General features: G+C 63.2%; 11 protein-coding genes and 2 pseudogenes. 8 read left to right on the top strand and 5 right to left on the bottom strand.

The window, feature by feature from the left end; all coding sequences use genetic code 11:
- Positions 1-2: 2 nt before the first annotated feature.
- Genes AC10V3_RS34820 through AC10V3_RS34800 form a run of 5 tightly spaced genes read left to right on the top strand, consistent with a single transcriptional unit; the run spans position 3 to position 4545 of the window.
- Entirely contained in the window at positions 3-1316 is a 1314-nt protein-coding gene (locus AC10V3_RS34820) for a c-type cytochrome (RefSeq protein ID WP_490924442.1), read from the top strand.
- A gap of 5 nt (positions 1317-1321) precedes the next feature.
- Positions 1322-1537 (top strand): hypothetical protein, encoded by a 216-nt coding sequence (locus tag AC10V3_RS34815; protein ID WP_490924441.1) that lies wholly within the window; start codon positions 1322-1324, stop codon positions 1535-1537.
- Positions 1534-2127, top strand: coding sequence for a cupredoxin domain-containing protein (locus AC10V3_RS34810; RefSeq protein WP_490924440.1), 594 nt, complete (start codon positions 1534-1536; stop codon positions 2125-2127). The genes AC10V3_RS34815 and AC10V3_RS34810 overlap by 4 nt, the downstream gene beginning before the upstream one ends.
- The gene (locus AC10V3_RS34805) at positions 2114-3736 is read left to right on the top strand and encodes a cbb3-type cytochrome c oxidase subunit I (RefSeq protein WP_454754270.1); all 1623 of its coding nucleotides are present in this window, start codon (positions 2114-2116) and stop codon (positions 3734-3736) included. The genes AC10V3_RS34810 and AC10V3_RS34805 overlap by 14 nt, the downstream gene beginning before the upstream one ends.
- A complete protein-coding gene (locus AC10V3_RS34800) occupies positions 3736-4545 on the top strand; it encodes a c-type cytochrome (protein WP_490924439.1) in 810 nt (269 codons plus the stop codon). Before AC10V3_RS34805 ends, AC10V3_RS34800 begins: the two co-directional genes overlap by 1 nt.
- Before the next feature lie 203 nt (positions 4546-4748).
- Here AC10V3_RS34800 and AC10V3_RS34795 read toward each other — a convergent pair whose 3' ends face one another.
- The 3 genes from AC10V3_RS34795 to AC10V3_RS34785 are packed head-to-tail and all read right to left on the bottom strand — an operon-like array spanning position 4749 to position 7639.
- Positions 4749-6044 carry a DUF3734 domain-containing protein gene (locus tag AC10V3_RS34795; RefSeq protein ID WP_490924438.1) on the bottom strand — a complete coding sequence of 432 codons (1296 nt, stop codon included), beginning with the start codon at positions 6042-6044 and terminating at the stop codon, positions 4749-4751.
- 14 nt (positions 6045-6058) lie between these two features.
- A complete protein-coding gene (locus AC10V3_RS34790; RefSeq protein WP_490924437.1) occupies positions 6059-6841 on the bottom strand; it encodes a 3-hydroxybutyrate dehydrogenase in 783 nt (260 codons plus the stop codon).
- An 18-nt stretch (positions 6842-6859) separates the two neighbouring features.
- Positions 6860-7639, bottom strand: coding sequence for an acetoacetate decarboxylase (locus AC10V3_RS34785; RefSeq protein WP_490924436.1), 780 nt, complete (start codon positions 7637-7639; stop codon positions 6860-6862).
- A gap of 796 nt (positions 7640-8435) precedes the next feature.
- On the opposite strand from AC10V3_RS34785, the pseudogene AC10V3_RS34780 reads away from it, so the two are divergent.
- The 3 genes and pseudogenes from AC10V3_RS34780 to AC10V3_RS34770 all read left to right on the top strand — a co-directional run.
- A pseudogene (locus AC10V3_RS34780) lies at positions 8436-8812 on the top strand (SRPBCC family protein); the annotation flags it as partial.
- Positions 8712-8969, top strand: a pseudogene (locus AC10V3_RS34775) (ferredoxin reductase domain-containing protein); the annotation flags it as partial. The pseudogenes AC10V3_RS34780 and AC10V3_RS34775, both read left to right, overlap by 101 nt.
- Before the next feature lie 1090 nt (positions 8970-10059).
- Positions 10060-10923: a hypothetical protein gene (locus AC10V3_RS34770; RefSeq protein ID WP_490924435.1), complete on the top strand. Its 864-nt coding sequence runs from the start codon at positions 10060-10062 to the stop codon at positions 10921-10923.
- A gap of 415 nt (positions 10924-11338) precedes the next feature.
- Here the strand turns inward: AC10V3_RS34770 and AC10V3_RS34765 are convergent, their stop codons facing one another.
- Positions 11339-11569: a hypothetical protein gene (locus AC10V3_RS34765; RefSeq protein WP_490924434.1), complete on the bottom strand. Its 231-nt coding sequence runs from the start codon at positions 11567-11569 to the stop codon at positions 11339-11341.
- A gap of 123 nt (positions 11570-11692) precedes the next feature.
- Entirely contained in the window at positions 11693-12085 is a 393-nt protein-coding gene (locus AC10V3_RS34760) for a GreA/GreB family elongation factor (protein ID WP_349608104.1), read from the bottom strand.
- Positions 12086-12656: the final 571 nt, after the last annotated feature.

Raw genomic sequence — 12656 nt, 5'->3', positions numbered from 1 at the left:
CAATGAAACGTTGGCCCGTACTCGTCCTCGGCACTGCGGTCATACTCGTCATCGTGGTGCTGGCGATTCGCTTCATGCAGCGCCCCACTTCGGCGCCACAGCAGGCGGGCTCGCCGCCGACCAAAGCCGCCCCGTCCGGGCCGGTCGGCGCTGCCACCCAGATCATCACCAAGGGCGAGTACCTGGCCCGCGCCGGCGATTGCGTGGCCTGCCACACCGAGCCAAACGGAAAACCTTTTGCCGGCGGACGGCCAATGGCCACCCCCTTCGGCAACCTCTACGTGCCCAACATCACGCCCGACGATGAGACCGGCATCGGTCGGTGGAGCGCTGACGACTTCTACAAGATGATGCACACCGGCGTCTCGCGCGATGGCACCCTGCTCTACCCGGCCATGCCGTTCGCTTCGTATACGAAGGTAACGCGCGCGGATTCGGATGCCATTTATGCCTACCTGATGTCGGTGCCGCCGGTGAAGCATCCCAACCGGCCACACGAGCTGCGCTTTCCGTTCAATAAGCGCGAGTTGCTGATCGGCTGGCGCACCCTGTATTTCAAGGAAGGCGAGTACCAGCCCGATCCGAAGCAGACGGCGCAATGGAACCGTGGTGCCTACCTGGTGGAGGGGCTGGGCCATTGCGCGATGTGTCATACGGCCATCAATGTGCTGGGCGGCTCCAGCGAATCGAAGGAATTCGAGGGCGGCATGATCCCGAACCAGAATTGGTACGCGCCGTCGCTGACCTCCAATCGCGAGGCGGGACTGGGCAACTGGCCAATCAAGGACATCACCGACCTGCTGCAGGTGGGCATCTCTCACCGGGGCACGGTGTATGGACCGATGGCCGAAGTGGTCTACAACAGCCTGCAATACCTGACCGATGCGGACGTGGAAGCCATGGCCGTCTACTTGAAATCGCTGGCCCCGCGCGACACCGAGCCGCCGCCCACCAGCCAGGCGCGGCTGGTCCAACCGGCGGTGATGGAACTGGGCCGGCAGGTCTACACCCAGCAGTGCGCGATGTGCCATGCCGACGACGGCAAGGGCCATCCGCCCTCCTTCCCGCCGCTGGCCGGCAACCAGTCGATCACGATGGCCTCGCCGGTGAATTCCATCCGCATGGTCCTCAATGGCGGCTATCCGCCCGGCACCGCCAAGAATCCCCGCCCACACGGAATGCCGCCGTTCTCGCACATTCTTGACGACGACAAGGCTGCCGCAGTCGTTACCTATATCCGCGTAGCGTGGGGCAATGCCGGTACGCCGGTCGCCCCAAACCAGGTGAATGAGCTGCGCAAGCTGCTGCCGGAGTGAATCCGATGACCATACCCAGTCCGATACCCGGCGCGAAACCGGGCGCCTCCGATCCTGACCATGCCGAGCCCATCGAGCCCAACGAGGCCGACGTGCATCGCGTGGTCAGTGCGGGGCCGACCGGCGCCTTCGCCGTGGCAGGGGTGGCGACGGCCATCGTCGTGCTGATCTACCTCGCTTTCTGGTTCTTCATCCACGTGCCGAGGGGGATGGTCCAGTGAACGCAGCGACGCCGCCCTCCGGTCCGTCCGCCGCCCCGGACGGCCATCACGCCGAGGCGGTCGCGGTCGCGGCCGAGCGGCGCTGGGCCGTGGTGGTCGGACTCATCATCGCCGTGATCATTCTGTTGATGATCTTCGCCGGGCTGCACTGGGCGTCGATGCCGCCATCGCGGGTGGAGACGGTGGATGTGAAAACATTGCACCTGCGCGGCGAGTTCGCCGAGGGCAACCTGGGCACCGCCGTGGACGCCGATGGCAAGGTCACGGTGCGGCTGATCGCACAGCAGTACTCCTTCGAGCCACAGTGCCTCGTGGTGCCTGCAGGCGTGCCGGTAACCTTCCGCGGCACCGCCGCCGACACCATCCATGGCTTCATCGTCGGCACGACCAACGCCAACACAATGCTCATTCCGGGCTTCGTAGCCACTTTCACCACCACCTTCCCCAAGGCCGGCGAGCACCTGATGCCCTGCCACGAGTACTGTGGCACGGGCCACGAGGCGATGTGGGCTCGGGTGGAGGTCCTGCCCCGAGAGGAGTTCATGGCCCGCGCGCGTGGCGCGGAAAGGATGAACTGTGTTTCTCGCTAGAAAGCTTGTCCTCGCGCATTTCTGGGTGGCGTTCATCGCCTTCCTCGGCGCCATCCTGCTTGGCGAATGGCAGATGTTCATCCGCAGCCCGCTGGCGCAGTGGGTCAACAATCCCGAGCACTACTACCGCTCCGTCACCGCCCACGGCACGGTCATGGCCTATGTGATGCCCACGCTGGTGGCGATGGGGTTCGGCTACGCCATCACCGAGCTGTCGCTGAAGCGGCCTCTGCTGGGGCTGCGCTGGGCGTGGCTCGGCTTCTGGCTGGTGATTGCGGGCACGGTGCTGGCGTCCATCGCCATGGGGCTGGGCAAGGCGTCGGTGCTCTACACCTTCTACCCGCCCATGATCGGCAGCCCGTTCTACTACCTCGGCGTGGTGCTGGTGGTGGTGGGCTCGTGGGTGTGGGTGGCGCTGATGTCGGTGAATCTGCACGCCTGGCGGCGAGACAACCCCGGCGCAACCGTCCCGCTGGCACTGTACGGCACAGTGGCCGGCGCTTACCTGTGGGCGTGGACGTCGGTGGGTGCGGCGGTCGAGGTGCTTGTGCTGATCCTGCCCGCGTCCCTGGGACTGACCGACACCATCAACGCCGGGCTATCGCGTGTGTTCTTCTCCTGGACACTGCACGCCATCGTCTACTTCTGGCTGATCCCGGCCTACGTGGCCTTCTATAGCATCGTGCCGCGCGCCATCGGCGGGCGGCTCTACAGCGATACGATGGGGAGGGTAGCCTTCGCGCTGTTCCTCGTTTTCTCCATGCCCATCGGTATCCATCACCTGTTTGCCGATCCGCAGGTCGGCGCGGGCTTCAAGTTCGTGCATGCGGCCATGACAGGGCTGGTGACAGTGCCCACGCTGCTCACGGTGTTTACCATCGTCGCCTCGGTGGAGATCGCGGGGCGGCTGCGCGGCGGCAAGGGCGTGTTCGGCTGGCTGACGGCGCTGCCGTGGCGCAACCCGATGATGCTGGCGGTAACGTTTTCCTTCATCATGCTCGGCCTGGGCGGCGCCGGCGGCATTATCAACATGAGCTACCAGCTCAACGAGACGATACACAACACGCAGTGGGTCACCGGACATTTCCACCTGATCTTCGCCGGCGCCGTCGTCATCATGTACATGGTGGTCGCCTATGACATATGGCCGCAGCTCACTGGCTGCGCGCCGCTGCAATCGGGGCTGGTGCGCCTGCAACTGTGGCTGTGGTTCCTCGGCATGCTGGTGCTGTCGCTACCGTGGCACTGGGTGGGCCTGCTCGGCATGCCGCGCCGCATGGCCTACTACGACTACAGCCACCCGGCGCTCCAACCGCAGGCATGGACGGTGACGGCCTCCACTTTCGGGGGGCTGGCGATGGTTGTCTCGGCCATCCTGTTTGTGCTGATCCTTGCCCGCGCCCAGCGGCGCCCCGGGCCGGCGCCCGCACCATACACCTTTAGCCAGCCGCTGCTTCCCGGGGCCCGGCCGCCAGCCGCACTGAACGGCTACGCGCTTTGGGTGGGCATGATGATCGCGCTGACGCTGGTGAATTATGGCTATCCCATCGTGCAAATGGCCATGCTGGACAACGCCCGCGTGCCGGTGGTGCCCATCGGGAGCCGCTGATGCAAGACAACCGTACGCCCCCGGACCGCAGCCCGCTCGGCAGGCAGAGCGTGGTGGCTCTGGCCGCGCTCACCGCCCTGCTGATGCTGGTCGGTTTCCTGTGGCTGCCCATGGCGCAAGGCGACTTTACCGTGCGTGGACTGTGGGACACCATCTGCCGTGCTGCGGGCGTACCATCCCAATGGGCCGGTAACAGTGCTGCCCGTACCGGCCACGTGGCCACCAACGTCGTGCTGGACCGCGCAATGGCCCATGCCGCGCCGGCCGACGCCGTAGGCCGGGGTGCCACGCTCGCATTGAACTGCACCATGTGCCATGGCGCGCAGGGCATGAGCGCGTCCAATGCGCCCAACCTCGCCGGACAGTATCCCGAAGTCGTCATCAAGCAGTTGCAGGACTACAAGACAGGCAAGCGTGGCAGTCCGATCATGGAGACGCTTTCCCGCAATCTCTCCGAGCGCGACATCGCCGACCTCGCGGCCTACTACGCTTCGCTTCCCAAGGCCCGCACGGCTCCGACGACCTACGACGAGAACCTGCCCGCGTTGGTGCGCGTGGGAGACCCGCTGCGCAATGTGGCGCCCTGCATTTCATGCCACGGAGGCGTGGATCAGAAATTCGGTGCGCCGTGGCTCGAAGGCATGCCGCACGCCTATTTGACAAGCCAGTTGCATGCGTTCCGCGACGGTACCCGCCGTAATGACGGCGAGGCGCAGATGCGCAATATGGCGCGAGCGATGAGCGATCAAGAGATCGAGGAAGTTTCGAATTTTTACGCAAGAAAAAACAGTGCGGCAGAGGGGCGCTAGAAGTCAGTATGGCCATGCCGGCTTCGTCGACAAACGCCTTTGTACCGGTCATGGTGGTGCCCCAACGACACGCCACGTTCCATAGGCTGGAGGCACGGCGCGGCACCACAGCGGCAGGTACCGCGCCACGTCGCGCGATGCTCTCGACATGTGTTTGGGCGGCTTGTTCGGTTGTCACGTGTATGGCCCCCGGGCGAGCGGCTTTAACTGGCCGCCGAGACCCGAGCTTCGGCCTCGGCAGGAAAGCTGTCGATGGTGTTCAGCTTCGACGTGTCCAGAGCCGTATCGAGCGGCCCGGAGCCTGTCAACGCCGGCGCATCGCGGCGATGCACATCGTGGGTCACGAAGCCGATGTCGTGGCTCGGAATTGCCAGGCACTCGGGACGGGCAAACGAGCCGCGGATGTCGTCCAGCCCGCTGGTCCAGTGCTCGCCCATGGTGTCGGCGCTGAACTCGAAGTCCTTGTAATGTCCTTCGAAGAATTTATTGCGGTAGATCAGGTGCACGACGTTGACGGCGCTGCCATCGGCAATCCGCTGCGCCTCGCGCATCAGCGGATGGGTCTCGCGGACAGACTTCGGCACGTGTTCCAGCAGTTCCTTGATCAGCCGCGCATGCTTCTGGCGGCCTTCCATGAACGCGGTGACGGAGCGGGTCCGGCTCGAGTACTGGATGTCCTTGGTGCGCTCTGATACGTCCAGGAAGTTGCCCGGCAGGGCCCCGCTCGCGCTCCACAGGTCCACCTGGAAGATCAGCGTGTCCTTGTGCTGCGATTCGCGCAGGATCTCGGTCAGCGGTGTATTCGATACGAGGCCGCCATCCCAGTAGAACTCGCCGTCGACCTCCACGGCCGGGAAGCCCGGCGGCAGCGCGCCGGACGCCATGAAGTGTTCCGGCTTGAGGTGCATCTTCGTGTTGTCGAAGTACACGAGGTTGCCGGTGCGGACGTTGACCGCGCCGACGGAGACGCGCATTTCACCGTCGTTGATGCGATCGAAATCGGCGTACTTGAGCAGGGTCGCGCGCAGCTCGCTCGTATCGTAGAAGCTCACCTGGCTCGGCGCGCTGCCTTGGCTGCCAAAACTGTGCAGCGGCGAGCGAGGCACGAAGAAGCCCTGCTGGCCTTCCACCAGCGCACGGCCGGCGGCCCACATGCTCGACCACTTGCGCGCGATGTCCCAGAAGCCGAAGGTCGCCGGCACCCAGGCACCGACATTGCCAATCACGTCCGCCGGCAGGCTGATCGTATTCCAGAATCCGCGCAGCGCTTCCACGCGATCCTCGGGGGCATTGCCAGCGATGATTGCGGCGTTCAATGCGCCGATCGAAATGCCCGATACCCAGGTCGGGTGGATCCCCGCCTGGGCCAGGCCTTCGTAGACGCCAGCCTGATAGGAGCCAAGTGCGCCGCCACCCTGAAGGACGAGGCCGACCTCGTCATAGGGCGGCAACGTCAGCGGAGATGCTTGTTGAAATGTCTTGCGTTGACTGCGGTGCACGTCGGCTCCTTGTCTTACTGCATGAACCAGCCGTGGCTGACCACGACCGACTGGCCGGTCAGCGCGGCGGATTCAAAGCCGGCCAGGAACGCGACCGTGCAGGCCACGTCGGCGACGGTCGTGAATTCGCCATCGACCGTTTCCTTGAGCATGACGTTGCTGACGACCTCGGCTTCGGAAATGCCCAGCGCCTTGGCCTGATCGGGGATCTGCTTGTCGACCAGCGGGGTGCGGACAAAGCCCGGACAGACGACGTTGGCGCGAACGCCACGCGGGCCGCCTTCCTTGGCCACGACGCGGGCCAAGCCCAGCAGCCCGTGCTTGGCCGTGACGTAGGCCGACTTAAGCTTGGAAGCCTCGTGCGAGTGGACCGAGCCCATGTAGATGATCGCCCCGCCCTTGCCGGCCTTGTACATGTGCCGGATGGCCGCGCGGGTCGTCAGGAAAGCGCCATCGAGGTGAATGGCGAGCATCTTCTTCCAGTCGGAGAACGCGTAGTCCTCGATCGGATTGACGATCTGGATGCCGGCGTTCGATACCAGCACATCAATGCCGCCCAGCTTTGCCACCGTTTCTTCGATGCCGGCGTTGACCGCTTCCTCGTTCGTGACGTCCATCGCCACGGCAATCGCCTGGCCACCGTTGGCGACGATCGACTCGGCCGCTTGGCGCGCATTCTGGAGATTCAGGTCGGCGATGACAACGGCCGCGCCGTCATGTGCCAGCTGACGGGCGCATTGTTCGCCAATACCACTGGCTGCGCCGGTAACGAGGGCGACTTTTCCTTGCAATGACATGGTTGCTCCTTGCGGGGGTTATTGATTGACGACCAGCTTCGGCGCCTGTGCCGGCGCGAGGTAGTCGAAAGCGACCTCCCCGATATCGAGGGTGACGTTGGCGATCAGATGCTTGGCACCGACGACGCGGCGGACCGGCAGGTCGGCGACCGGCGCCAGAGCATGCGCGTGGAGTTCCAACGCGCCGGGGCCTGCCCATGCGCCCAGCACCGTGACATCGCGCAGGAGGAATCGGACCAGTTCGCAGATCCGCGCCGAGCCGTCGACGTGCGGCAAGACCTTTAGCAGGTAGTTCGGCGTGTCGGCGAGGTGTCGCTGTTCCGTTTCGAGATCGAGTGGGCGGAACTTGAAGCCCATCGTGCCGGTGGCGATGCGCTGTGTGCCATAGTCGAGCGTGCCGAGCAACGTATCGTGTCCGTCGATCGACAGGCGCGGCGAGCCGAGCTTCTTAGGGAAGCCCCAGATTTCACGGCCGCCGGCAATGGGGCCCTCGTCATCGAGGTACATCGCATGGGTGTAATTGCCCTTGCGTCCCTGCTCGCCGATGACGGGAATGACCTGGCCGCTTTCGGTGTAATTGCCGAAGCCGGAGGAATCTGGCATGCGGATGAATTCGTAGTGGACAAGGTTCGCGTCGGGCTGCAGCGGCTCGGGCACGACGGCTCGCAGCGCGTCGGGATCGGTCTCGTAGGAAACGATGAAGTATTCGCGCTGCAGAAAGCGGAACGGCGGACGCGGATACGACGGGTTATGCACCGGCATGGCAAATGCGTTTCGGCGGATATGTTCTGTGTTCACGGCGTGTTCCCTCTGAGATGTGAAGCCATCTGGTCACGCAGCACGCCCCGTTGGGGGTCGCTGGGCCGAGCGAAGCCAGCGCGTGCAGACACACTCGCACGGCAATCATGTCGCGTGGAAGATGGGGTGGCCCTGGCCTGTCAGCCTGGAGGTTCGGTTGGAAGAGTGGGCGGGATGCTGCAATGCAGGATGGCCCATCATATGATTTTCTTTCGCGCAGCAAAACGCCGACATTGGTCAAGACCTTGTTGTCCCAAAAGCGACAATATGATTGTCCTTTAGCGGATGGGTCGCTGAAATTGACTCATCCGCGCCACCACCTCTGACGGCACGCCGTGCGGTGACCCCATGTGGGCGAACAAGCACTATTGCCGGGCGGGTGCCTCCGACGATGCGCTATCCATGGCATGCGGAGCGGTGTCGATGAAGTGCCGTCTGGGAGAGGCCAAGTCAGGGGTGTCTTTAATGACGCAAGAACTAATTTCGCAAACGCCTGGATCTTCCTGCCAGGTGGGTACCAACGCGTGAGTTGCGAATGTCCTCGTTGGGATCACGCGCCCTAGTGGATTGCGAGCGCCAATCCAACCTGTGTCGCGTCGCAGCGACTCCAGTCTTTCCAAGCATCGCGCCGACTCACCGTGCCATAACACCACTTCGCTTTGATCACACGCTCGCGCAGCCGATTCTTGGAATACACATCAGTACCGCGCAGACCTGGGAGCGACATCACGAGGTTCTCGAATCGCATGTCAATGTGGTACCAGTCCAGCACGCGAGCCGTTGCAGACGGCAACTGAACGTCGCGATGTCGATGGCCTTCTTCCGCGTACTGCACCCGGTTTCGCCGACCGAGACCGAGATCCGTCACGTCGCGCTGGGCATGGATGGCGGGCCGGAGATCGCCAACCGCGAACGGCTGCGGATCCACGAGCATTTTCAGGGCCCGTTCGTCCGATCCTGGTCAACCGCGGGCTGAACCGCGAAGTCGTCGCCGCGAACGGCGACAAGGTCTCGCACGCCACCGACGAAGGCGACATGCGCGAAGCCTATCGGATGTGGAAAAGGATGATAGCGCCAGTATTCGTTGTGCAGTCCGCCCGACGATTCGTCTGGCTACCTGATCGCCGTGAAGCGGGAGCAAGCCTCGCGCGGCGGCTCCGCCGCCCTGCATGACAATGTGCAGGAAAGCACCGAGTTGTCCATCAGCGCCCCGCGCAGCCTGTTCAGCCTGTCGCCGGAGGCAAGCGGACACCTGCTGTTTGCCGCCGGCATCGGCATCACCCCGCTGCTGAGCATGGCCCATGCGCTCAACCGACAGGCCCTCCCCTACCACAGGCCCTCTCCGAAAACGGATGATCCCGGCTGAACTGCCGCCCCCAGCAATCCACTCGGATGAAGGGCTCGACTTGCAGCAACAAGCCCGACGGCATCGCAAACGCCTTGGCAATGGGCACCCGTTGCTGCTGCCCTCCCGAGAGGAATTCCGGACAGGCTCGCCCATGCCCGAACAACTCACCAGGCTAGCGTCGTTCGGGCGTGGCCCGATCAGCGACGTCAGCGCCAAATTTATGCATTAGCAGCGGATCGTCTCATCCGTCACGACTACAAGGCGCAATTGATACCGCTGCGGGAACGCGATGACCAACCGTGATAGAGCGATCTTGCCTTCTTCATCGCTCCATCTGGCGCAACGGGGCCGGCAACCTGACGCCGATCCGGCTGGCAAGGTGGGAAAACCCCAGCGCATATGATATAAGTGAATTCAGTCTCCGCATCCTGGCCGGGCAAGCAGCCCTGCAATTCGAGCGGCGATTCCGAATATAGGGGCACTTAGCCCCACCGGAAGCCGGCCAACAGTGGTTCGGCGCAAAACAACCGCCCTCCGGCAAACGTAGCGACCCAATGCACTCTGTACAGATCCGCACCGCCAACCACCAGCATGCCAAGCATGTTGCGGCTGCGCGCGCCTGTGCACAGCAACGCGGCCTCGCCGCCCTGCAAGTCAGGGTCGCCCAACAGTTCCATCTTCCCGCCGTGCTTCTCTTAGCCGTGCGGGGAATCAGGGACTAGCCCACAGTCCGGATCTGATCTCCCCGCACGGCACATTGCCCGGGGGCCGCAAGCATCGATGGCGGCCCACTGTTCAACGTGCAAATGGGAGAGAGCATGCCGACGATCAGCCGCAAGACCTTAGTCATCTATCGCAGGACACTCTGCGCGATGGGGGCGATGGCCGTCCTCTACCTTGCCCTCAATCTCGATTGATCAGACGCCGATACCGATCGGATTAAATTCTGATCCAATGCGCGCCGGCCGGTCGTCCGGCGCGCAGACTCCTTTGCACCAAATCCTTTAGCCGGCGCCGGACTTGTCCGTCGCACGACGGCCCTAGCCAGCTTACAAGCTACACCTTCATGGCCATGGAGCTCTCTCAGAATTTTGTCAAAGCCAAACGCCCCTGCGCGGATGGATACAAATGGTTCCTGCGCAACCGCCACGGTGGAAGCGACTACCAGCGCCTGCTCGATGCGCTGGTCCAGGCTGACCGCGTCGGCGATGCGTGCTGGCTGCTCAACCAGTTCGGCCCGACAGACACCATCCTCACGCTGGATGCGCTCGATGCCAAGGCGCTGGTTTTTGCCGGCACCGTGATCGTGCGCGGCGTCATCGATGTCGAGTCAGTGATCAGGGCCGGGCGCAGCATCCGCGTCGGCGCGGGCATCCGGGCCGGCATTTCCATCGTCGCCGGCGAGAACATCGACAGCGCGGGCAATCTCTACAGCGGCGGCACCATCGAAGCCGGCGGCGACATCAAGGCCAATTGGGGCATCGAAGCCGAGACAGAAATCGACTGCAAGGGCAATGTCCGCGCTGGCTGGGATGTCACCGCCGGCGAGCACATCTCCGTGAGCGGCAACCTGCGAGCCGGGGAGAACATCGTGGCGCAAGGCGCTATCCGCTGCGGTCAGGGCATCAAGGCGGGTGGGAATATCGAAGGCCAGCACGACGTCGTCGCCGGTTGCGGCATCGAGGCCGGCGGCGCAATCCGTGCCGGCCAGCACCTGGTGGCGGGCTGGGGCATCAGGGCCAGAGAGACCATCGCAGCCGAAGGCGCCATCAAGGCCGGCGAAGGCGTGCAGACCGAGGAAGACATCCTGACCGGGCCGGGCTACGGCATCTACGCCGGCCTGAACGTGCGCGTCGACGCCTGGGAAGATAGCGCTCGCATTGTCGCAAGGCAGAAGCCTTCCACGCTGGTGTGCGGAAGCTGGCAGCCGCGCTGAGGCGCGGCTGCTGACCCAGGGCCGTGGCGCCCGCTTGCAGGGCATGGTGGTCGAGCACGACGGTGCGTTGGTCACGCTGGGCAACTTCCGTGAGCCTAATCCACGCCTGTTGGTCGGAAGCAAGCGCGATGTGCCACTGACGTTCACTGAGAGCGGTGAGTCCTAATCATCCTTGGATCGAGATCGCAGGATTCGCGGAACTCTGCAGAATCATAGGAGCAAGCAATCGTTATGGTAGGTATAGGGTGTGTATTGGCCGGGATAGGCCTCGCTGCACTCGTCGCGGCGGTACAGGCAAGGCGAGCGGGCGAGGCGCTCCGAGATGTGCGACTGTTGACTGGCGTGTCAGCAACCTGTGCTTTGGCGGGGCTGATGCTCGCGATGGACCTGATGGGATGGAACGCGTAGTTGGCATTCAGTCTGCGGCATAGATCTGCCTGCCTTCAAGGATTGGGGGCAGCGATCTGTTCTGGCCCATCTCGGCCAGGGTGGCCCGGAAGGCATCACGGACAGCCAAGTTCAGCGAGCACGCGGGCGCGTGGGTAGTGATTGCATCGATGGCATCATTCAGCGGGATCTGCTGATCCTTGCCATCGCGGTTGACTAGCTGTGATGCAAGATGCGGCCATGGATTCACCGAGAGCATGTTGGGGCGCCAAGCGGAACCATGGGCGACGGCGGCCTTAAGCAGGCCGCCGGTCGGGCATGTGTGCTGGCAGCGGCACCGTCAGTTTAGTACCGAAGAGCGCTACCCTGATCTTTGGAAAGTTCAATAGACGCGTTCGGACTCCAGGATTTCCTCGACCGTGACTTCGAGAAAGTTCCGGCTCTCTGGTATGGCGACACGGACATGCTGGCCCTCGTGCAAACCAAGCAGCGCCATACCCGCCGGCGACAGAATCGACAGCTTGCCGTGGCGATAGTCGGCGTCTTCAGGGTACACAAGGCGCCAAAGCAGATGCTCGCGATGCTGCGCTTCGATGCATAAAAAGGGGGTGTGCAGCGTTATGGCCTTGGCCGGCAGGCTGGTGTGCGTGCAGATGATCGCATGATCAATCATGTCACGCAGGCACTGCCGCTTATGCGTCGGCAACCCCTGATCCACCACAAGAGAATTAAGCCGCTCGACGTGGGCCGTTGTAAGGAAAACCGTCTTTCGCATTGCAAACTCCGCGCATCACTGTGAATCCACGCACCAGGCAGGCAGCGCTGTCCATGGCTGCAGGGGAATGAGTTTCGGCCCGGTGCTCTGCAGACAGTACCAAACGGTGTCAGGCAGAGTGCCGGGCGGCACGGAGCATTGCGGCAATCGCCGCGCGAAGGAGCGGGAAAGTGCGTTTCACGGGAATCCGGGTGCAAGAATGACAACCCTCACAGCCCTCATTTAAACAGGGTTCGCATCTCAAGGGAAGCCATGACGGTCTGGCGGGTTACTGCGCCAAGGCAAGGATATCGGCAGCCGGTTTGCCTTTTTTTGGGAATTGGATAAGATATCGAATATTCAACGGATCGTTTTCAGTTTTCTGCTTGAGGAACTAGGCAATGGATACGGTGGTGCAGTATTTCTGCCTGGTCGGGTTATCAGGCATGAAGCGACAGCCGGTATCGCACATAGTAGCCTTACCGTCACAAGTTGGCGCTGCAACGAAGGTCTCGCGCTTCTACAGCAAGACGCATTCGCGATATGGAGCGGGTCGCGCCTGCCTCTAATTTTTCCGGAGCTTGTTGGGCAC

This window comes from Cupriavidus sp. PB-02, assembly GCF_058252315.1.
This window is presented reverse-complemented; position numbering and strand designations above follow the sequence as displayed.